Raw genomic sequence first — 22,148 nt, 5'->3', positions numbered from 1 at the left:
GCGCAGACGATGGTCTGGTGGGCTGTGGTCGGCGCGTGACCGGGGAGGCTTGGGCCTCCTGTCCTAGAGTTGTGGGGTGAGTTCGACAGATACGAGACGCCCTGCGCGCCCCTGGGGTGCGCTCATTGGCGTACTGTTCCTCATTGCGTTGATCGCCGTGTGGGCGGCGCAGGGTGTTCTAGCTGGATCGGGGTTACCCATTGGTCGCGCGGCAACGATCGCCGTCGGCATGACGCTGCAGGCGATTCCGTTCCTGCTGCTGGGCGTGTTCGTCGCTGAACTCATCGAGGCATTCATCTCCCCCGCGCTCATCGCGCGCGTATTCCCGAGGAATCCGATTGCTTCCGTCGCTACTGCGCTTCTCACGGCTTTCCTGCTCCCCGTGTGCGATTGCTCGGCGGTACCGATCTTCCGCTCGCTGTTGCGCAAGGGTGTTCCACTCTCGGCAGCCACGACCCTCATGCTGGCTTCTCCCGCCATCAACCCGCTGGTGATTGCGTCGACCTACTACGCGTTTGGCTCATGGCCGTTGGTCGCCACGCGTATCGGACTGAGCGTTATTGTTGCTCTCTCGGTTGGCCTGTCGATGCTGGTCGCTTCCCCGCGGGCGCTGCGGGCGGATGGCGCCTTCCATGACGGCGATGCGTGCGGCTGTGAGGGTGGCTGCGCGGTGCCGGATCAATCCTTCTTCGGCGTGCTGGGTGCGACAGGGCAGTCTTTCGGCAGGATTCTGCCGTATCTGCTCGGTGGCGTTGCGGCGTCGACGCTGGCTCAAGTGCTATGGCCGGTGTCTTCTCTGCTCGCGGGGCTTCCCGCGCCCGCAGCACTGGCCCTGATGATGGGTGCCGGTTTTGCGTTGTCTCTGTGTTCATCCTCTGACGCAGTGATTGCCCGTTCTCTCGCTTCGTTGGCGCCCACGGGCGCGCTGATGGGTTTCATGGTGTACGGGCCGATGATGGATGTGAAGAATGTGGCGCTCCTGGCCTCTCAGTTCCGGGGTGCGTTTGTGGTCCGTTTGTTCGTGACGGTGAGCGTGGCTGCTGCCACCGTGATTGGCTGCGCCTGGTGGGCGGGGGTGCTGTCGTGAGGGTTATGGATCGCCTGGCCCCGGTCGCCGAGTCCTTGTCGTTGGCTTGCCTCGGCGCTGGCTTGCTGTGGCTGTCACTGTCGGGTCGCTATGCATCGTTCGTCCCGCCTTCCGCGCGTCTCGGGATCATCGCCTCGGGAGTGTGTCTGCTCGCGTGCTCGCTCGCTCTGTCTGCTCGACTCGGGTCCGCCGACCACGAGCACACCGACAGTGCTCACACTCGTCGCGCTCTCTCGCGCGCCCTTGTGGCGCTCCTTGCGAGTGCTCTGATCGTTCTTCCTTTCCGAGTCTCTCCCTCGGAGTTGGCATCGACCGCGTGGAACGCTCGTGTGGCTGACGCAGGCACGAGCCCCGGCCTCGACGCTGGGGACGATGGGGACGGCTCTGCGTCGACGTCCACCTCCCAGGGGGAGGCCTCCCCCACCGTTACTCCGCAGAGCGGGGACGCCGCATCGGCCTCGTCGTCGGGGAAGCTGGAGCTGACGACTGATAACTTCTACGATCAGGTTGAGGAGTTGATTGCTCACGGGCGCGCGCACGACGGCGATCACATCGATCTCGTCGGTTTTGTGATGAGCCCTGAGGCGGCTCGCGCACAGGCGTCGATTCCTCGCGTGACGGAGGATGACAGTTTCGCGGTGGCCCGCATGGCTATCTGGTGCTGTGCTGCTGACGCATACCCGATCGGTTTCGTTGTTCGGTGGTCCGGCCCCGCGCCCGAGGCGGATAGCTGGGTTCACGTGAGCGGTACGCTGCGCCTGCGCGGCACGAAGGCGCTCGTCATCGATGCTGATTCGGTCGAGGTGACCGATGCGCCGAATCCGGAGTTCGTGATTCAGTCGCGCTAAATACACAATTTATAGTGATGCAGATCACTTCGATCGTTTATGTCCGTTACCTCGGACACAAAATTGCGCGCGTACGGTGAATGAAGCGCACACGGCAGGCGCGGGCGCACCATCTCACCTTCAAGGATGAAGACATGTCATCGACAACAACACTTACTCCCCGCGAAAAACAAGCGAGGCGCTACGCGACGTCCCTCGCTCTGATCGCCACCCTCGGGCCCTTCTTCTACGGATTCGAAGGCATGGTCCTCAACGCCGCCATCAAGGCGGTGGGATCCACCTTCGAGCTCGGACCGATCCTGCAGGGCGTTGCAGGTGCAGCAGGCGTCATCGGCGGCCTCATCGGCGCGCTCGCCGCGGGACGCATCTCCGACAAGATCGGCCGCAAGACCACGCTCATGTGGGTCGGCCCCTTCCTGCTCTTCGAGGCCCTCCTCGGCCCCATCTCTCCCCTCCTGGGCAGCCTCGGCTACCCCTTCCTGCTCCTGACCCGCATCGTCGGCGGCATCGGTTTTGGCGCGGCGACCACGGTCGCCCCCGGCTACGTTGCGGAGATCGCTCCCGCTGAGATCCGCGGACGTCTCATCGGCTTCCGTCAGCTCGCGATCATCCTGGGCCTGTTCTTCGCTGGCCTCATCAACACGGCGGTCGTCTCGATCACGGGCGGTGCCGCGAAGCCCGCGTTCGGCGGGCTCATGACCTGGCAGGTCCTCTTCGCGTGCCTGATCATCCCGGCCCTCCTCTTCGTCGTCTTTACGGCGAAGATCCCCGAGTCTCCCCGTTACCTCGTCTCCGTGGGGCGCACCAAGGAGGCCGAGCAGATCCTGGCCAAGCTGTGCGGCGAGGAAGATCCCGCAGACCGCGTCACGGCCATCACCCAGTCCCTGACGATCACGGGCGGCGCGAAGCTCTCGATCGGACAGATTCTGTCCTCCCAGTGGCGCGGCCTCGTGTTCGTCGGCATGGCGATCGCCGCATTCCAGCAGCTCACCGGCATCAACGGCGTCTTCTTCTACTCGAACTCCCTGTTCGCTGCCGTCGGCTTCACCGAGTCGATGGCCCTGGCCCAGACGCTGCTCATCACCGCGTTCAAGATCGTCGGCGTCCTGTCGGGCATCATGCTGGTGGACCGCGTGGGCCGCAAGCGCATGCTGATCTACGGCGGCACCCTCATCTTCGTGTCGCTGGGCATCGTGGCCACGGTCTTCACGGTCGCCCCCACCGTCGACGGCAAGCCGGACGTCGCAGACTCCCCGGTCCTGGCGTTCCTGGCGGTCGCGGCGCTGTGTACCTTCCTCCTCGGATTCACCTCTTCGTGGGGCCCCATCTTCTCCATCGTCATGGGCGAGATGTTCCCCAACTCGATCCGTGGTGGCGCCATGTCGCTCGCATCGGGCGCCGACTTCCTCGTGAACTTCCTGGTTGTCCTCCTCTTCCCCTTCCTCATCGGCTGGTCGCCCGCCGGCACCTACTGGATCTACTGCGCCTTCGGCGTCCTCGCGGTCATCTTCACGGCGAAGTTCCTCACCGAGACCAGCGGCGCTGAGCTTGAGGACATGGACAAGGTCGTCACCCAGAAGTGAGCGCCCTCCCCTTCGATTTCAACGACGAAAAGGCATTGCAATGACTGATACGACTCGGGATATTCCCGACAACGTGCGCAACGTCCTGGTCATCATGACCGACCAGCACCGCACCGACACGATCGGCTGCCTGGGCAACCCCCACGCACGCACCCCCGTCATCGACGCGATGGGCGAATCGGGCTTCGCCTTCACACACTGCTTCACCCCCACGGCTATCTGCACGCCGGCGCGCGCCTCGCTGCTCACCGGCAAGCGCCCAGGTAAGCACCAGGTGCTGGCCAACCCCGAGTGGAACATCGCCTACCAGGTGTCGATCCCCGAGGGAACGTGGACGTACACGCAGGAGCTGCGCGACGCCGGCTACAACGTCGGCATCGTCGGCAAGTACCACTGCGGCTACAACCTGCCCGATAAGTTCGGCGCCGACGACGACACCTACTGGGGCGCTGAAAACCCGGTAGCCAACGAGAAGTACGTCGCCTGGCTCGAGGCCAACAACCTCCCGCCCGTTCGCGCCCACGACCTGTGGCGCGGCAAGCTCCCAGGTGGGCGCGACGGCCACATCATCGCCGCGCGCCTCGACCAACCCGAGGAGGCAACCTTCGAACGCTTCCTCGCGGACCGTGCGATCGAGAAGCTGCGCGAATACGCGGCCGACTGGAAGGACTCTTCTCAGCCCTTCTGCCTCGACGTGCATTTCTTTGGCCCCCACCTGCCCTACTTCCTGCCCGACGAGTGGTTCGATCTCATTGATCCCAATGACGTCGAGCTGCCGGAAAACTTCGGCGACTCCCTCATCGGTAAGCCCCCAATTCAGGAGAACTACGCGACCTACTGGTCCACGTCCTCGTTCACGAACGAGCAGTGGAAGAAGCTCATCGCGGTCTACTGGGGTTACACGGCCATGATCGACTTCGAAATCGGACGCATCATGGACGTGGCGCGCGAGCTGGGCATCCTGGACGACACGGCGGTGTTCTTCTGTGCGGACCACGGTGAGTTCACGGGCTCGCATCGTCTCAACGACAAGGGCCCGATGATGTACGACGACATCTACAATGTCCCGTTCATCGCCCACATCCCTGGCGTGTCCACGGTGGGCCGCTCGGACGCGTTCGTCTCCCTCATCGACCTGCCGGCCACGGTCCTGGACATCGCGGGCTTGGACCCCTCGCTTGTCGAGGACGGCCGCTCGATCGTGGACCTGACGCGCGGCGAGGACGTCGAGGGCTGGCGTGAGGACATCGTGTGCGAGTTCCACGGCCATCACTTCCCCCTCCAGCAGCGCATGCTGCGCACGCGGGATTTCAAGCTCGTCATCAACCCCGAGTCGATCAACGAGCTCTACGACCTGCGCCTGGATCCGGCCGAGATGAACAACGTGTACACCGTGCCCGTCTACGACGAGATCCGTAGGGAGTTGGCCACGAACCTGTACCTGCAGCTGCGTGAGCGCGGGGATCATTCCTTCGCCAAGTGGATGGCGGCGATGACGGACTTCGACATCCCGCTGGTGAACACGGCTCGCTCCGACCTCGACGAGGTCACGAGCGACTGACGCAACGCCTCGGCGGCGGGAAGGCACTCACATCCCGCCGCCGAGGCAACGCGCCCTCTGCACACCCCAAGCAGTGACGCGTATCATAGAAAGTATCAACGAGGTCGGAACGCACCGACCGAACATCAACGACAAAGCGCCGGGAAGGAGAGACATGCACTACCCCACCCGCAGCCCCCTGCCAACCCTGGAAGACCGCATCGTCGCTCACCTGGCCAAAGCCCCGGCCACACGCTCCCAGCTGTGCGAAGCACTCGACACCTCGCGCACAAACCTGGGGCGCGCACTCACGACCCTCCTCGATGAGGGATCGGTGACGCCGGTGCGTACCAACGCCCCCGGACGAGGCCGCCCCACCCAGCTTCTCACCCTCAATTCCTCGGCCGCCCACTGCGTCGGCCTCAACGTCACGCGCACGTCGTGTGCGGGCGTCATGCTCTCGCGCAGCGGCGCAGTCTTGGCCGCCGTCCATATTGTTTCCCCCGCCTCCCCATCCCTGCAGCTCTCCCTTGAGCAGACCTGCGAGGCCCTGGCCGCGAGCGCTGCCCGGCAGGGTATTGACACGTCGACCGTGCGCGCGGTGGGTGTGGGCGTTCCCATTCCGATGGGGCGTAACGCGAGGTTGTCCTCGGATGCGTACCCGAGCGTGGAGGAACTCGCAGCTCTGACGCGTCGCTGGTGGTCTCCCGCTCCGGTGGTTGATAACACCGTGCGGATGGCGGCTCTCGCTGAGGCGATGTGGGGTGCTGGGGTCGACATGTCCTCATTCATCTACCTGCGTTTGTCGGGTGGCGTGGGCGGGTGCGTCGTCTCCGATTTTCGACTCGTTGGTGGAGCGGGTGGCTTGGCCGGCGAGCTGGGCCATATGACGGTGGGTGCCAACGACTCTCCGTGTGCGTGCGGCAAGCGTGGGTGTTTGGAGACGCTGGCCTCCGTTCCGGCGTTGTGTGAGCGCGCTGGAGTTCGTGACATTGCGGAGCTACGCGGCGCCGTCCTGTCCGGCAATGCACGTGCGCGCGAGGCATTGGACCGGGCGGCGGAGGCTGTCGGCTACGTCCTCGGCTCGGCCGCGCTCCTCATTAATCCGCGAGCCATCATCGTGGCGGGTGAGGTCGTCGACGCGTTCCCTTCCCTTCGGGCCGATATTACGGCTTCCATGTACAAGGAGCTCCTTCCCGTGATGGAGTGGGACATCGATGTCGTGGGGGCATCGCTGGGGCCCTTGGGTGCCGCGCAAGCCAGCGCGTACATCGCTGCTCACCCCTCCGACGATGAGGTTTCCCTCTCCCGTTACGCTGAGGATGCTCCGACCCGTGAGGTGGGGTCGGCCTCGTCAATGCGCACGCGCACCGATCGCGGGGGCAGGCCGTGACCCGCTCGATCCCTTTCTCCGTTGTCACGAAGCCGACGGGTGCCGCCTGCAACCTGGATTGCCAGTACTGTTTCTTCCTGTCAAAGGAGCTGCTCTACAACGCGGCCGCGCAGACCATGTCGGAGCAGACGCTTGAGCGCTACGTGGAGGCTTTTCTCGAGTCGAGCCCCGACGGCGAGGTCACGATGCTGTGGCAGGGCGGGGAGCCTACCCTGCGAGGCCTGGGTTTTTTCGAGCGCCTCATTGCGCTGTGTGAGCGCTTCCGTCGCCCCACCCAGCGCGTGCGTCACGCCCTGCAGACGAACGGCACGCTGGTGACCGACGAGTGGGCGCGCTTTTTCGCAGACCACAACTTTCTCGTGGGTGTGTCCATCGACGGGCCCGCTCCCCTGCACGACGCCTACCGGCTCAACCGCGGCGGGCGCGGCACGCACGCGATGGTTGTGCGCGGCTGGGAGGCCCTCGAGCGCGCGGGCGTGGAGACGAACATCCTGTGCACGGTCAACGCCGCGAACGAGGACCACGGGGAGCACGTGTACCGCTACTTCCGCGACGAGCTTGGGGCCCGCTACCTGCAGTTCATCCCCATCGTGGAGCGCGTGCGCGCGGCCGACCTGGCCCAGGCCGAGCGCGGCTGGAGGTCTGGCACCTCCGCGCTCCTGTATCGACAGGACGGGGATTGCGTGACCAGCCGCTCCACGTCCCCCGCCTCCTACGGGCGTTTCCTGTGCGAGGTGTTCGACCAGTGGATCGCCGCCGACGTCGGCGAGGTGTTCATCCAGGACGTGGATTCGACGCTCTCAGCTCTCTTTGGATCGGCCACGGTGTGCGTCCATGCGCCCCACTGCGGGGCGAACATGGCGATGGAGTTCAACGGCGACGTGTACGCCTGCGATCACTGGGTGGAGCCGGACTGGCTGGTCGGCTCAATCAACTCCTCATCATTCGCGCAGCTGGCAACATCGGACAAGATGCGCGACTTTGCACGCCTGAAGCCCGACCTCGGCGAGGAGTGCCGGTCCTGCCCGCACCTGCGACTGTGCTGGGGTGGATGCCCGAAAGACAGATTCGTCCGCCGAGGCAAAACCGCGCACAACTACCTGTGCGAAGGATACCGGGCGTTTTACGAGCACGCAACTCCCGCCCTGCGTGCGATGGGCATGCTGATCGCAGCGGGCAGGCCAGCCTCGGACATCATGGATCCCGCAGTCGCTTCCTCACTCGGACTTCCCTTGTCCACGTCAACCCGGAATCACCAATGATCATTGAAGCGCTCCTCATCGGCGCATTCGTCGGCATCATCGTCGGCTCACTCGGCGCAGGTGGCGGCATCCTGTCGGTACCGATCCTCGTCTACATCCTCGGCCAAGACCCCCACCAGGCGACGGGCCTGTCCCTCATCATCGTGGGGCTAACAGCCGCCGTGTCGCTGGCAACGCGCACTCGCAGCGGCAACGTCGCATGGCGCGAGGGAACGATCTTCGCGCTCGCGGGCCTCGTCGGCACGTGGGCGGGGTCAACGCTCGGTCCGCTCGTCTCGGCGCGCGCACTCATGCTCTCATTTTGTGCTCTCCTGGGAGCGGTCGCGGTGTTCATGGTGCGCTCTCAGCTGCGTTCCTCGGAGTCATCGTCGCACGAGGCCGGGGCGCGCCCGCCCGATCACCACTCGTGGACGCTCGCGACCGTGTGCCGCGTCGTCGCCCTGGCGACGCTGACGGGTTTCCTCACGGGATTCTTCGGCGTCGGCGGAGGGTTCGCGATCGTGCCCGCGCTACACCTGGCGCTGCGATACCCGATGAAGCGAGCCTCTGCGACGTCCCTGCTGGTCATGGTGATCACCGCCGCCTTCGGGCTGGCCTCGCGCACGGTCGCCGGGACCCTGACGATCACCGCCGAGGCCGGGGTGATGGTCGCGCTCTTCACCGCGGCATCGATGGGAGGCGGCATCGTGGGAGCCAAGCTCACCAAGAGAGTGTCGAACCGGGTGCTCGGACTCGTTTTTGCGGCTCTCCTCGTAGGCGTAGCCGCCTCGACCCTCGTAGCCACCCTCGCGTGAAAGAGCGCGCGAGACAGATGCCGTCTCGCGCGCCCTCATCGCTTAGCTGGCGGTCGACCCCTCATTCTCGGTTGAGGTGTCCGCACTGCCTTGGCCTCCAGGCTTGCTGCCGGGGCCTCGGCCACCCTCCGGAGGAGGTCCGGGCCGCCTACTGCCAGTGTCTCCCTGCTGTGAACCAGGTCCTTGTTGCTGATCGCTGCCGGATCCCTGGCGATCATTGCCCTGCCCCTGCTGATCATCGCCCGGCCCCTGCTGCTGGCCGTTACCCGGACCCTGCCGATCACTTCCGCGACCGGAATCCTCATCCTCGGTCCCGTTACCCTGATCGTTGGAGCCGTCCTCGTACCCCTGTTCGTAGTAGTCCTGTCCATCCCCCACCACGGCGGCATGGGTAATGATGCCCGCGCCGAAGCCGACGGAGAGGATGGCGGCGGCCGCTCCGGCGATGGCCGCGCGCTTACCCCACGAGGTTTTCTTCGGTGCAGGCTCGAGCGTCGCGGCGCTAGCTGCCACGGCCTCGTCACCCGCCTGGTCGTCGGCAGAAGAGTGCGCGACGGACTCGAGGGGCGTGCCAGCAAACGCATTGCCGGTTTCCTGCTGGGGGACGGGCGGCATCTGTGCCGTTTCCTCCTGGGACACGTGAGTGGGCAGGATTTCGGTCTGCTCTGCGCTCTGCGCCTCCGACTGGGGCAGGATCGAGGTGCGCTCGGTGTCACCTGCCGGGTTCTTGTTGTCGTCCGCCATGGGGACGCTCCTTTCTGCTGATATGTGCATCAATGCCTCGCAGATTAGGGACGACACATAAGGGGACGTTATGACGAAACTGTGAAAACGCTATGAAATAACAGGTGTCGCACATCACTTTTTGGAGCTTGATTAATTTGTCAGCTCACAACTATCCTGCAACGTTCGCCACCCGACGATCACGCTCACGAGGTGCCTCATGTCCATCAAGCCGCTCCCCACGATCCTGTTTGCCACGGCAACCGCGCTTGCTCTCACCGCCTGCGGATCAGCCTCGACCCCCTCCACCCCCACCGCGAGCGCCGAGGCCTCGTCCGCGGCTGCGGCAGACCCGTCGACCGCGCCCATGTCCGGCATTATCTTCGCCGCCGCCGACGACGGCATCGACACGACGGTCACCACCGTGCGGGCCATCGACCCGCAATCGGGCACGATCACGGCGACGCGTACCTTCACCTTCCCGAGCGAGTACCTGTCCGCACCGGGGTACATGTGTGAGTATATGCAGTGCTACTCCCCCGACTTCTCACGCATGATCATCGCGAACGACGATGGCGAGAACGAAAAGGTCGCCGTGGTCTCCACGAACGGTACGCTCACCGTCCTCAATGACGCGATCCCGACGCCGAGCGGACACACCCCCGTGTCCAATCACTTCGCCCAATTCGGCCCCGACGGAGCCATCTACGTGGCCCACATCGACAAGGACGCCGCATCGGATCGCGTCGGTACAATCTACCGTTTCCCCTCAGAAACTGAAGCGCCCGAGGCCGTTTCCACCGACTTCACGGTCGAAAACTACGCGCGATTCCAAGTCATGCCCGACCTGTCCATCCAGCGCACCAAAACCGCGATGTGGGTCGCCAACGAGGCCGGCGTTGGATGTTTCGGCGCGGACGCCGTCACCCCCGACGGCACGTGCCTCACGATCGACCAGGGCACCATCTACTCCAAGCCGGGCACGCCTCTCGCCCAGACCACCCCGGAGGACCAGACACTGCTCGTTTCCAACTGGACAAAGGTCAGCCTGCCCAGCCTCGAGAGCACTCACACCATCGAGGGATGGCTCGCCGTGAGCCCCGACGGCACGCAGATGGCACTGTATGCGTCGCCCAAGGACCCCTACTCCGACCTCTCACTACACCTCTTCGTCGCCCCCGTCACAGGCGGCGAGGCCACCCAGATCACGACGACCACCGAGGACGTCCCGGGCGTCGTGCGCATCCTGGGCTGGACTCAGTAGAAGACGCGAGGCCGGGGACGAGACGCGCACCCCATCGCGCGAGTGTCCCCGGCCTCGTTCCTATGCCGTTAGCGCGCAGACTCTACTGCGCGGCTTCCCTGGCCACGAGCGTGTTCGTCGCCTGGGCGACCGGACGCACAATCATCGAGTCGATGTTGACGTGGGAGGGGCGCTCCAGGGTCCACACGATCGCCTCGGCAATATCCTCGGCGACGAGCGGTGCTGCAACGCCCTCATAGACGCGGTCGGCGGCCTCCTGCGAGCCGAGGCGGTTGAGCGAAAACTCCTCGGTGCGCACCATGCCGGGCGCAATCTCGATGACGCGCACCGGCTCGCCCACCAGCTCCTGACGAAGCGTGTTGGCGATGATGCGCTCGGCGTGCTTGGCGGCAACGTAGCCGCCGCCTCCCGGGTAGGTGTCGTGGGCGGCGGTCGAGGTGAGGAAGACGAGGTCTCCCCCGCGCTCGCGCATCCCCGGCAGGAACGCACGCGAGCAGTGCAGGGCGGTCAGGACGTTGCGCTCGAACATCGCGCTCCACCTGGCAGGATCACCGTCGGCGACGCGGTCCACACCAATCGCCCCACCGGCATTGTTTACCAGCGCGTCCACGGGGCCGCCCGCCAGGACGTGTGCGGCCATCTCCTCCACCTGTGCCTCATCCGTCAGGTCGACAGCCCAGTACTCGCAGCCGACCTGCTGGGCGAGGGCCTCCAGGCGCTCGCGGCGCCTGGCCACGGCGACGACCTTCCACCCCCGTTCAGCGAGGAGTCGGGCAGTTGCCTGCCCAATTCCGGTGGAGGCTCCAGTGACGACGACGCGACGAGAAATGCTCATGGGGACACTGTAATATCCCCAGGCACGCACCGTCATGCTCCCATTCACACGTAACACATCTCCTCGCCCTCAAGCGGCGGGATAGAAGGGCTGCCTATACTATTTAGCATCGCACTCACAGCACTTACCGAGGAACGTCATGTCTCGCAGCGTCGCCCCCATTACCGTACTCGTTTGCTCCTGTATATTCGCGCTCAGCGCCTGCATACCCAGGAGCTCTCCGCCGCCCGAAACACCGGTTGCAACGACGACCACACCGGCGACCACAACTCCGAGTCCCACGCCCACCACGAGCCCGTCACCAACTGGCGTCCCGCACAGCCCTCTCGAAGACAAACCCATGCGCGGGCTGATCGTCCAAGACTTGATCAAAGATCCCTTCAGCAAATATGGCAACCTCTCCCGATTCCGAGCCACTGACCCAGCCACAGGGGAAGTGGTCGCGATGCGCATATTTCGCAACAAACCCGCAAGCGACAATTCAAACACTGTCAGACAAGCTGCGGGCTGCAGCTTCAACTACTGCTACTCCCGAGATTTTTCCTACGTCACGGCCGAATGGTACGTCGATGGCGATAGTGGCCTCCAAGGGGCTCACGTCGGATACGTCGATACCGACGACAACGTCACGGACATGTCCGCCGCAGTCCCATCCCTTTACGAGGGACGCCCATATTCCGATTACTTGCCGACATTCTCAGCTGACGATTACTTCTACTTCCAGCGTGAGTACGATGAAGACGATGGCAAGCGGACACTGTACTACCGCCTCAAAATCGGCAGCACGCAGCCAGAACTTCTCCTAAACATCGAACCGTCGGATCCCAGCTCTCGCTATCTCAGTTTGCTCTCAGGGACCAAGCTCGCCACCGAGAGCGGAACACAGTACGCTGAAGGAAACGACAAAGACCACATGTGCTGGAGCATCAATGCGAGCGTCTCCAGAAACAACGAGTGCTTCGATTATATGGAGGGCCGGGGCATCTTCGTCTACACCGCATCAGGCCCCGAGCTTGACCGGAGCACTTTCTCAGGGGAGTACTACCAGGAGAGGAGCATCTACAAACCCTACGACGACGCACGCAAGTGCAAAAAATATGGCGGTAACAAGATCGTCTTGAGTCCCGATCAACAACAGATCGCATTTACGATGTGGAACGAAGATCAAACAGATTTCGCCCTCCACATCCTCAATGTCGACGGAACCGGCGACCATACCGTTCCCGTCATCAATGACGGTGTTGACGGCTTCGAGCCCATCGCCTGGCTCGACTAGTTCCCAGAGCCGCCCCTCACTATGTGACGATCGCGAGGCACCCAGGAGCCGACTACGCTCCAATGACGTGCGAGTGGGGATCCATGATTGGATCCCCACTCGCGTACCATCGCTCAGTCAGCCGTTGGGCAGGCCGTAGGCCTTGTGGATCAGCCAGATCGGGTGGACGACGTTCGCGCCCGTGGCCGTGCGCAGCTGCCAACGGCACGTCTCCGTGTCGCAGGCCGCCAGCTCGGCGTTGACCTGCTTGATGAAGTCGAAGACCGGGGCACCCACGGCCTGGGCGATCGCGTACTTCTCCTTCTTCATGCCGTACGTGCCCGCGATGCCACAGCAAGGCTGCTCGGAGTCCTTCACGGTCACGCCGGGAATCAAACTCATGAGCTCGATGGCCGGCTTGCCCAGCCCCTGGGACTTGACCTGGCAGGGCGCGTGGTACGGGATGGTGACGTCGATGCGCTGGAAGTTCATGTCCAGCTCACCCTTGTCATACAGGTGCAGCAAGAACTCGCTGATGTCCCACATGCGGCTACCCACATCCGTCAGCTCGGGCGTGTCCATCTCCAGGATCTCGTGGGCCTCGTGGCGCAGCATGCCCGCGCACGAACCGGACGCGGAAATGATCGGGGCATCGCGGTTCACGCTGCGCAGGTCGTTGGTCAGCTTCGAGACGTACTTGCGCGCATCCTTGTACAGGCCGTTGGACTGCAGCGCCAGGCCGCAGCAGCCGTGCTTGGGAACCAGGACCTCGTAACCCAGGTGCTCGAGGACCATCACGGAGTGGATGGAGGTCTCGACCTCGAAGTACTGGCCCGCGCAGCCGTGGAAGAAGATCACCTGGCCGCGCGTGCCCGAGCCGGGCAGCGGTGTGTGCTTCTTGAACCAGGACTCGAAGGTACGCCCGTAGGCGCGCGGCATGGGCGCCGAGCGGTGCACACCGATGACAGCCTCCATCGCCATGCGGATCGGCTTGACGTCGAGCGCCCAGTTCGCGATGGGGGCGACCGGGGTCATCATGGTGCCGATCAGGGAGGTACGGCCGATGAGGCGGTCGCGCATGGGGATGCCGTGCGCTTCCTTCATGGCGGTGCGGCGGTGGTGAATGATCTCGGTGACCTTCACACCCTGGGGGCACACGAGCGAGCAGGTGCCGCACGAGGAGCAGTAGTCGATGGACTTATCCACCATCTGCCCGTCCTTGCGGAAGCGCTCGGCCTGCGGACCGGAGTACTTGGGGCCTGCGAACAGGTCGGTGACGCGCATGACCGGGCACTGGGTTTCGCAAATCGTGCACTTGACGCAGGAGTCGAGGCTCGCGCGCAGCGCGCCGTCGCCACTCAGGGCGAAGACGTCTTCTTCCTCGACGCCCGGGCCCATCAGCGTTGACATTTCGAGAGTCATTTCAGTTCCTCCACGATCGAGTCGACGGCCGCGAGCGCGCTGGCCAGCGCGATTCCTTCGCCGCTCTTTTCGCGCCAGCGGGTGGCGCCGACCAGGTTGCCTCCGGCCGCGTACAGGTTGGGGCACACGGGCGCGCCTTCCTCGTTCAGGACGCGCATGTTGTCGTCGACGGCGAGTCCGGCCAGGAAGAGGGGCTGGTCATCCCCCCAGAAGTCGGCGTGCAGGAGCTGGCCGGAGGCCCCCATGACGGGCAGGCCGCAGATGGTTTCGCGCACGGTGCCGTAGGAGTCCATCTCGAGAGCGCCGGATTCAAAACCGCCGGCTGCCAGGATGAGAGATCGGGTTTCCACGATCGTGGGGCGTCCCGCGCTGGCGTATTCGACGGCGCTCACGCGTCCGTCGGCGGTGTGCACGGCCTTGATCGGGGATCCGAGGATGACGCGGCACTTCTCGGAGGCGATGCGGGTGAGCAGCGCGTTGAGGCGCATGCCGGGCACCGACGGGGGCTGGATCGGGATTTCGAAGACGGGGTGGCCGAGCTTATCCGCGAGGTCGCGCCAGGCGTTCGCGTCGTCGAGGCCGAGGACGGCGGGCAGGCCGACGATTTCGCCTTCTTCGAGGAGTGGGCGAATCAGGTCTGCGAGGCGAGCGCGGTTCTCCTCGCGGTCGAGGCTGCGCGCGTGGTTGGTGCCCGTCGAGTCGACCTCGCCCTCGCGCACGACGTAGTCGACGCTGAAGGCGCGTGCCTTAATCGGAGCGCCGTCGGGCCCGCTTTGGCGCGTCAGGTTTTCGGCGACGAGGCTGGGGTAGAAGTCCTTGAAGCGCGCCAGTCCCACGATGGCGTAGCGGGCGCCCACTTGGGGGATTCCGGCCTCCATGGAGGGCGGAATCAGGCAGGTGGGGCGCAGCGCGCCAACGCCGGTCGGGATTCGCACGTTGCGGGTCTCGTCGCCGATGAGCACGTCGGAACCGACGAGGTCGCGCAGCCACGCGACGGAAGCACCGACGCGGTCGGGGGTAACGTGCACGTAGGGGTGGGTGGGGCGGGAGGCCACGTGGGCTTCCAGAGCCTCGAGAGGCTTGTCGACCGGCTCGGGGCGGTAGCCGAGGATGTCGACCGTGCCCGTGCCGAGCTGGATGCCACCGACACCCTTCGTGATGAGGGTGACGCTCAGGCCCGCGTCAGCTGCCTTGATTGCGGCGGCCAGGCCTGCCAGGCCAGCGCCGATAACGACGACGTCTCTCATCGAACAACCTCCTCGCTGGGTGCGGGCAGGTGCTCAACATCGAGCGTGCCCTCGTGGATCCAGGCATCCAACGCGGCCTGCCTGGCTTGCTTGCCGAACAGGATGGGCCACAGTCCGATCCAGCGGTTCTTCAGGAAAAGACGCAGGAGGGAGTTGGCGCGCATCGAGTCGATGTCTCCGCGCTCGTGAGCGATGCCGGCGGCGCGCTGGGAGCAGAAGCCTCCCTGGCACGGGCCCATGCCCAGGCGCATCTGGCGGCGAACGTCGTCGAGCTGGCCCTTGGGCAGGGTATCCATGACGTTTTCAAGCATGGTGCGCGTGGCCATCTCGCACTCGCAGATGATCTGCTCGTGGGAGGGGGATTCGTTGCGCGATTCGACATTGTCGAGGCGGTGGCCGATCGCGTACAGGCGCGCTTCCTTGGCGGGCGGGACGGCCTCGTCGGCGGTCGTGCAGGCGCGCTGCTCGCCCATCTCCTCGCACATGATGTCGACGATGCGCTCGGCCATGAGGCGGTAGGTGGTGAGTTTGCCGCCCGCGATGGTGAGCATGCCGTAGACGCCGTCACGCGTGTTGTGGTCGATGATGCTCATGCCGCGCGCCATGTGGCGGGTGTCCGTCGCGGACACTCGCGAGTCCTTGATAAGGGGGCGCGCGCCGGCCCATGCGTGGACGGCACGGGACTTGCGGAAGCCCGGGATCATGGCCTCGCCGGCGTCGAGCATCTGCTGGACCTGGTCGGCGGGGATGGAGAGGCGATCCGGGTCGTCGGCCTTCAGGTCGGTCGTGCCGATGATGCACACGGTGTGGTCGGGCACGAGAATGTCGCCGTCGGCGGGCCACACGCAGCGGTTGATGACTGAGTGGCTCAGGCGGTGATTCATGGCGATCATGATGCCGGCGCCCGGGACGACGTCGACACCGTGGCAGTTCGCCATGGCAGCAATCTGTCCGGCCCAGGGGCCGCCGCAGTTGAGGACGAACCCGCATTCGATGCGCACGTCCTCGCCGCCGCGCTCGTCGTGAACGATGACGGCGCTGACGCGATCGCCTTCGCGTTCGACGGAGGTGACGCGGTGGTAGGTCAAGATCTGCGCCCCATATGCCTGCGCGGAGCGGATCGCTCCCCAGGTCATCTGCCAGCCATCAACCGTGCCGTCCTGGACCTCGAAGGCTCGCTTGATACGCGGGTCGAGCCGGGGTTCGCGGCGCAGGGCCTCGGCGATGGAGATTTCTGCGGCGGGCACCTTTGCAGCCGCTGCACGAGCCAGGAACTGGTCCGCGTACTCTTCATCGTCGTGGGCCGTCACCACGAAGAGGCCACCGGTGGCCTCGATCGCGTTGGCGTTGATGCGCTTGACGATTTCGTTTTCTTCGGCGCATTCGGTGGCCGACTCGGGATCGGACGCAATGTAGCGGCCGCCCGAGTGGAGCAGGCCATGGAAGCGACCCGAGGTTCCCTGAGCGATATCGGCCCGATCGACGAGGACGGCTGAGAAGCCGCGCATGGCGACGTCGCGGACGACGCCGGCACCGGTGGATCCGCCACCGATGACACACACGTCAGTGCGAAGTGTCTTCACCGTTAAAAATCCCTTCACCTGTTGATGAGGAAGTGCCTCATTGCTGCCTCCATCATGCGCCCTATGAGCCCGATTGCACGAATGCACACACGACTCTGCACATATGTGCACGGTGCCGCGCTCGCACAACGACATCCGCACTCATCCGCACAACTCTGGGCAAAAACAGGGAATTACACACGATGCACATCACGTAATTTCGGATGAGTCACGCCCCGTGGACACTCATCCCACGCCATCGGCCCCTCTCCCCCTAGAGTTAAGGCATGACGAATACACTGCTGGCACGAGTCCTCGACACCGAGTACACCGATTCGACGGTGCGCCCCCAGGACGACTTCTACCGCCACGTCAACGGCACCTGGCTGGCGACGCACACGATCCCCGCGGATCGCCCGATGGACGGAGCCTTCCACGCGCTACGCGACGCCTCAGAAAAGTACGCCCGAGCAATTGCTCAAGACGCGGCGGCAGGCACCCTGGACGATCCGGACGCCGATCGCATCGCCACCCTGTGGACCCAATTCCTCGACGAAGACACCATCGAGGCAGCCGGTGCCACCCCCCTACGCCCCGACCTCGACGCGATCAACGCGTGCGCCACCCACGAGGAACTCGCCCGCGAAATGGGCCGCCTCATGCGCGAGGGCATCGGAGGTCTCGTCGGCGCATACGTGGGCACCGACCCGCACGATTCCTCCCGCTACATGGTCTCCCTCGTTCAGTCCGGAATCGGCCTGCCCGACGAGGCCTACTACCGCGAGGAGGACTACGCGCCGATCCGTCAGGCGTACGTCGCACACACGGCCCGTCTCCTCGCCCTCGCTGGCGTGGACGACCCCGAAGGAGCGGCCACGCGCATCATGGAGCTCGAGACTGCACTGGCTTCACACCACCGCGATTCTGTGAGCAACCGCGATCCCCTGCTCTCGGACAACCCAGTGCCGTGGGAGGAGCTCGCCACGCTCGCACCCGGATTCGACTGGGACGCGTGGGCCAGCGGCGCACGCATGCCCGTCGCCGGCCTCGTCGTCAACGTCGATCAGCCCGACTTCCTCAAGGCCGCCGCCGCGCTGTGGGCCGCCATCGACCTGCCCGTCCTCAAGGAGTGGCTGAGCGCCTCGGCCATCGACTGCCACGCTTCCCTTCTCTCTGGCGACTTCGTGAACGAAAACTTCGACTTCCACGGTCGCACGCTGTCGGGCACGCAGGAGCTGCGTCCGCGCTGGAAGCGCGCCCTCGGCCTCATCGAGGCCTACCTCGGTGAAGCCATGGGCCGCGCGTGGGTGGCACGCCACTTCCCGCCCAACGCCAAGGAAGCGATGGACGCGCTGGTGCGCCGCCTCCTCGACGCCTACGGTGAGTCGATCCGCGGCCTCGACTGGATGAGCGAAGACACGAAGGCCAAGGCACTCGACAAGCTGGCAACCTTCAACCCCAAGATCGGTTACCCCGTCAAGTGGCGTGACTACTCGACCCTGAACCTGGATCCCAACGCCTCCATCGTCGAGAACGTGCGCGCCGCCAGCGCGCACGCGACCGACCGCGAATGGGCCAAGCTCGGCCGTCCGGTCGACCGCGACGAGTGGTACATGACCCCACAGACGGTCAACGCCTACTACAACCCCACTCAGAACGAGATCGTCTTCCCCGCCGCGATCCTCCAGCCCCCGTTCTTCGACGCCGAGGCTGACGACGCGGTGAACTTCGGCGCAATCGGTGCGGTCATCGGCCACGAAATCGGTCACGGCTTCGACGACCAGGGCTCGCGCTACGACGGAGCGGGAAACCTATCGAACTGGTGGACGGACGAGGACCGCGCCGCCTTCGAAGAACGCACCCACGCACTTATCGCGCAGTACGACGCCCTCACCCCCGCGATCCTCCTCGAACAGGGAAACGGCGAAGAACCGGAGGCCACGGACGCTGAGCGTTCCCTCCCCCACGTCAACGGCGCGCTCACGATCGGCGAGAACATCGGCGACCTCGGCGGCCTGACGATCGCATGGAAGGCTTGGGTCGCCTCGCTCGCCGAGCAGGGGCTGACCCCCCAGACTGCTCCCGTCATCGACGGAATCTCGGGTCCGCAGCGTTTCTTCTACTCGTGGGCACGCGCCTGGCGCACGGCAACACGCCCCCAGTTCGCGCGCCAGATGCTGGCGATTGACCCGCACTCCCCCGCGGAATTCCGATGCAATCAGGTACTGCGCAACCTTGACACGTTCGCCCGGGCATTCGACGTCACCCCCGGCGACGACATGTGGCTCGATCCCGCCCAGCGCGTCACCATCTGGTAGAGCGTGTCCCAGCCGACAAAACCCGGCGCGCCCCGCGCAATCACCCCCAACACATGACAACATAGGAATGTTGAGCGCAACAGCGCCCCCATTCCATCGACGGAAAGGCACCCCATGCCAGGCCTGAACCTGACTCGCGAGGAAGCGACCGAGCGAGCCTCGATCATTTCCTCTGTGACCCGCTACGAGATCTCACTGGACCTCACGCGCGGAGACACCGACTTCGGTTCATTCACCCGCATCGAGTTCGACGCGCGCGCAGGCGCCTCCACATTCGCTGACCTCGTGTCCAACAACGTCCACTCAATCACGCTGAACGGCAACGCCCTGGACCCCTTCTCGGTTCACCAGGACAACCGCATCGCGCTGGAGAACCTGGCCGAGCACAACGTCCTCGAAGTTGAGGCATCCTGCCAATACATGCACACGGGCGAAGGCCTACACCGCTTCGTCGACCCGGCCGACGGACAGGCCTACACTTACTCGCAGTTCGAGGTCCCGGACGCACGCCGCGTGTACACGACGTTCGAGCAGCCCGACCTGAAGTCCACCTTCACGCTGACGGTCAAGGCCCCCAAGGGCTGGAAGGTCTTTTCCAACGCCCCGACCCCCACCCCCGAGGAAGAGGGCGAGGCCTGGATCTACCGCTTCGCCACCACCGAGGTCATGTCGACCTACATCACGGCGATCGTCGCAGGCCCCTACGAGGGCACGACGGCGACGCTCACGTCCTCCGATGGCCGCACGATCGACCTGGGCGTCTACGCCCGCGCGTCGATCGTCGAGCACCTGGATGCCGACGAAATCATCGACATCACCCGACGTGGCTTCGAGTTCTTCGAGGGTGCGTACGGCATCGCCTACCCCTTCACCAAGTACGACCAGATCTTCGTGCCCGAGTACAACGCGGGTGCTATGGAGAACGCGGGCTGCGTCACCTTCCGCGACGCCTACGTGTTCCGCACGCGTCCCACCGAGGCTCAGATGGAGGCTCGCGCCAACACGATCCTGCACGAGCTGGCGCACATGTGGTTCGGCGACCTGGTCACCATGAAGTGGTGGAACGACCTGTGGCTCAACGAATCCTTCGCCGAGTTCATGAGCCACCTGGCTCTGGCCGAGGCCACCAAGTACACCGAGGGCTGGACCGGGTTCATGGTCCGCAAGGACTGGGGCCTCAAGCAGGATCAGCTGCCCACGACGCACCCGATCACGGCTGAAATCCGCGACCTGGCCGACGTCGAGGTCAACTTCGACGGCATCACCTACGCCAAGGGTGCCTCCGTGCTGCGCCAGCTCGTCTCCTACGTGGGCCGCGACGCTTTCTTCGCCGGCCTGCACGAGTACCTGACGAAGCACTCCTACGCCAACGCGACGCTGGACGACCTGCTCTCAGAGCTGGCCGCTGCCTCGGGCCGAGACCTCGCCTCGTGGTCGAAGGTGTGGCTGGAGGAAGCCGGCGTGACCCTCCTGCGTCCCGTCATCACCACGGCCGAGGACGGCACGATCGAGCGCCTCGAGATCACCCAGGAAGCCTTCTCCGAGGGTGCCTCCCTGCGTCCGCACCGCATGGGCGTGGCCGGCTACTCGCTGACCGAGGAGGGCACGCTGGCCCAGGTCTTCCGCGAGGAGCTCGACATTGACGGCGCCTCCACGGTGGTCGAGGCCGCCGCGGGCATCGCCCGTCCCGACTTCATCCTCGTCAACGACGGCGACCTCGGCTACGCGAAGGTACGCCTCGACGAGCAGTCCCTGGCCTTCGCGGTCGCTAACATCACCAAGTTCACGGACTCACTGACCCGCGGCGTCGTCATGGCCTCCGCGTGGGACATGACCCGTGACGGTGAGATGCCGGCTCGCGATTACCTGAACCTGGCGCTGCGCGCGGTGCCCGTCGAGGACAACATGAGCCTCCTGACGCTCACCCTGCGTCACATCGATGAGGCCGTACGTACCTTCGTTGCGCCCCAGCACCGCGCCGAGGCCGCCGAGGACACGGGCCGCCGTCTGCTCCTCCTGGCTCGCACGGCTGCCTCCGGTTCTGACGCACAGCGCATGCTCGTGGCCGCAGCAGCCCGCAACGCGACCAGCCCCGAGCAGTTCGAGGCCATCCGCGCCCTGTACGACGGGACCCAGACCCTCGAAGGCCTGGACCTCGACGTCGACCTCAAGTGGGGTCTGCTGATCGCCCTCGTGCGCGGCAACGCCGCCACCGAGGAGGACATCGCCGCCCTGGAGGCCACCGATGACACGATGACCGGCCACCAGAACGCCGCCGCCGCTCGTGCGGCTCGCGCAGGCGAGTGGATCAAGGCTGACGTGTGGGACAAGGTCCTGACCGACACCTCGATCCCCAATGACACGCGCTGGGCGATGATCTCTGGCTTCTGGGCGCAGGCACGCTCCAACCCGTCGGCCTACGCGAGCTACGTGGGCGAGTACTTCGAGGCCCTTGCTGGCATCTGGGAGACCTTCACCTTCCACACGGCCGAAGACCTCACGACGCTGCTCTTCCCGAACGCCATCGCGGGCTACGCCCCCGAGGTCGACGTGGTTGCTTCGGGCAAGGCCTGGATCGAAGCTCACGCGGATGCGTCCGCAGGAACGATCCGCATCATCCGCGAGCTCATCGACGTGTGCGAGCGTCAGATCGCCAACCAGGCGGTGGACGCGGGCTGATCAGCCTGTCTGAGACATGAGGGGGCGTGGCCATACGGCCACGGCCCCTCACGTCTATCCATAGCGCTGCGCGCCCCTACTCCCTTACTCGGCTGAAGCTAACACCGGCCGCGGGTCGTAGACAAAATCGGGCCCGGTCCCGCAGGACCGAACCCGACGAGCAATCGACTGTGCGATTGCTTGTGTGATGCATCGCCGGTCTTCGGGGTTAAAGGACAAAAAGAGTTGGTGGAGGGTTAGTCCCAGTTGTTTCGGTGGGGGCTTGTGTGGTGGAGGTCGTGCCAGGCGATGGCGTCGCCCCATCTGGGGATGACACCGGCTGCGGGGTGTGTGCGC

16 protein-coding genes are annotated in these 22,148 nt (G+C 65.1%); 11 read left to right on the top strand and 5 right to left on the bottom strand.

Translation table 11 applies throughout. The features are described from left to right. The first annotated feature begins 76 nt into the window (after nucleotides 1-76). From O3656_RS03715 to O3656_RS03685, 7 genes are all read left to right on the top strand, one after another. Nucleotides 77-1,087 carry a permease gene (locus O3656_RS03715; RefSeq protein ID WP_500062678.1) on the top strand — a complete coding sequence of 337 codons (1,011 nt, stop codon included), beginning with the start codon at nucleotides 77-79 and terminating at the stop codon, nucleotides 1,085-1,087. After that, nucleotides 1,084-1,935: a TIGR03943 family putative permease subunit gene (locus O3656_RS03710; RefSeq protein WP_500062677.1), complete on the top strand. Its 852-nt coding sequence runs from the start codon at nucleotides 1,084-1,086 to the stop codon at nucleotides 1,933-1,935. Before O3656_RS03715 ends, O3656_RS03710 begins: the two co-directional genes overlap by 4 nt. Before the next feature lie 134 nt (nucleotides 1,936-2,069). Next, a complete protein-coding gene (locus O3656_RS03705) occupies nucleotides 2,070-3,518 on the top strand; it encodes a sugar porter family MFS transporter (RefSeq protein ID WP_500062676.1) in 1,449 nt (482 codons plus the stop codon). 40 nt (nucleotides 3,519-3,558) lie between these two features. Continuing rightward, nucleotides 3,559-5,079: a sulfatase family protein gene (locus O3656_RS03700; RefSeq protein ID WP_500062675.1), complete on the top strand. Its 1,521-nt coding sequence runs from the start codon at nucleotides 3,559-3,561 to the stop codon at nucleotides 5,077-5,079. A gap of 154 nt (nucleotides 5,080-5,233) precedes the next feature. Beyond that, complete coding sequence (locus O3656_RS03695) at nucleotides 5,234-6,451, top strand: ROK family transcriptional regulator (protein WP_500062674.1); 1,218 nt, start codon at nucleotides 5,234-5,236, stop codon at nucleotides 6,449-6,451. After that, a complete protein-coding gene (locus O3656_RS03690; RefSeq protein ID WP_500062673.1) occupies nucleotides 6,448-7,713 on the top strand; it encodes an anaerobic sulfatase maturase in 1,266 nt (421 codons plus the stop codon). Before O3656_RS03695 ends, O3656_RS03690 begins: the two co-directional genes overlap by 4 nt. Then, nucleotides 7,710-8,507 carry a sulfite exporter TauE/SafE family protein gene (locus O3656_RS03685; protein WP_500062672.1) on the top strand — a complete coding sequence of 266 codons (798 nt, stop codon included), beginning with the start codon at nucleotides 7,710-7,712 and terminating at the stop codon, nucleotides 8,505-8,507. The genes O3656_RS03690 and O3656_RS03685 overlap by 4 nt, the downstream gene beginning before the upstream one ends. Nucleotides 8,508-8,549: 42 nt before the next feature. Here the strand turns inward: O3656_RS03685 and O3656_RS03680 are convergent, their stop codons facing one another. Beyond that, nucleotides 8,550-9,251, bottom strand: a complete 702-nt coding sequence (locus O3656_RS03680; RefSeq protein ID WP_500062671.1) for a hypothetical protein — start codon at nucleotides 9,249-9,251, stop codon at nucleotides 8,550-8,552. 199 nt (nucleotides 9,252-9,450) lie between these two features. Here O3656_RS03680 and O3656_RS03675 point away from each other — a divergent pair, with 199 nt between their 5' ends. Next, nucleotides 9,451-10,494, top strand: coding sequence for a hypothetical protein (locus O3656_RS03675; protein WP_500062670.1), 1,044 nt, complete (start codon nucleotides 9,451-9,453; stop codon nucleotides 10,492-10,494). Between the two features lie 82 nt (nucleotides 10,495-10,576). Here the strand turns inward: O3656_RS03675 and O3656_RS03670 are convergent, their stop codons facing one another. Then, nucleotides 10,577-11,329 (bottom strand): SDR family oxidoreductase, encoded by a 753-nt coding sequence (locus O3656_RS03670; RefSeq protein WP_500062669.1) that lies wholly within the window; start codon nucleotides 11,327-11,329, stop codon nucleotides 10,577-10,579. Between the two features lie 340 nt (nucleotides 11,330-11,669). Between O3656_RS03670 and O3656_RS03665 the strand changes: the two genes are divergently transcribed. Next, nucleotides 11,670-12,605, top strand: coding sequence for a hypothetical protein (locus tag O3656_RS03665; protein WP_500062668.1), 936 nt, complete (start codon nucleotides 11,670-11,672; stop codon nucleotides 12,603-12,605). 117 nt (nucleotides 12,606-12,722) lie between these two features. Here O3656_RS03665 and O3656_RS03660 read toward each other — a convergent pair whose 3' ends face one another. Genes O3656_RS03660 through glpA form a run of 3 tightly spaced genes read right to left on the bottom strand, consistent with a single transcriptional unit; the run spans nucleotide 12,723 to nucleotide 16,836 of the window. Continuing rightward, a complete protein-coding gene (locus O3656_RS03660; RefSeq protein WP_500062667.1) occupies nucleotides 12,723-14,006 on the bottom strand; it encodes an anaerobic glycerol-3-phosphate dehydrogenase subunit C in 1,284 nt (427 codons plus the stop codon). Beyond that, on the bottom strand, nucleotides 14,003-15,253 hold the full coding sequence (gene glpB, locus O3656_RS03655; protein WP_500062666.1) for a glycerol-3-phosphate dehydrogenase subunit GlpB: 1,251 nt from the start codon (nucleotides 15,251-15,253) through the stop codon (nucleotides 14,003-14,005). The genes O3656_RS03660 and glpB overlap by 4 nt, the downstream gene beginning before the upstream one ends. Then, nucleotides 15,250-16,836, bottom strand: a complete 1,587-nt coding sequence (glpA, locus tag O3656_RS03650; protein ID WP_500062665.1) for an anaerobic glycerol-3-phosphate dehydrogenase subunit GlpA — start codon at nucleotides 16,834-16,836, stop codon at nucleotides 15,250-15,252. Before glpA ends, glpB begins: the two co-directional genes overlap by 4 nt. Nucleotides 16,837-17,102: 266 nt before the next feature. On the opposite strand from glpA, the gene O3656_RS03645 reads away from it, so the two are divergent. Both O3656_RS03645 and pepN read left to right on the top strand, forming a co-directional pair. Next, nucleotides 17,103-19,133 (top strand): M13 family metallopeptidase, encoded by a 2,031-nt coding sequence (locus tag O3656_RS03645; protein ID WP_500062664.1) that lies wholly within the window; start codon nucleotides 17,103-17,105, stop codon nucleotides 19,131-19,133. A gap of 114 nt (nucleotides 19,134-19,247) precedes the next feature. Further along, nucleotides 19,248-21,812: an aminopeptidase N gene (gene pepN / locus O3656_RS03640; protein WP_500062663.1), complete on the top strand. Its 2,565-nt coding sequence runs from the start codon at nucleotides 19,248-19,250 to the stop codon at nucleotides 21,810-21,812. The last annotated feature ends 336 nt before the right edge of the window (nucleotides 21,813-22,148 follow it).

This window comes from Pauljensenia sp. 27098_8_83 (assembly GCF_041432695.1).
Classification (GTDB): Bacteria; Actinomycetota; Actinomycetes; order Actinomycetales; family Actinomycetaceae; genus Pauljensenia.
The sequence above is the reverse complement of the archived record's forward strand: the minus strand, read 5'-3'. Positions and strand labels throughout refer to the sequence as shown.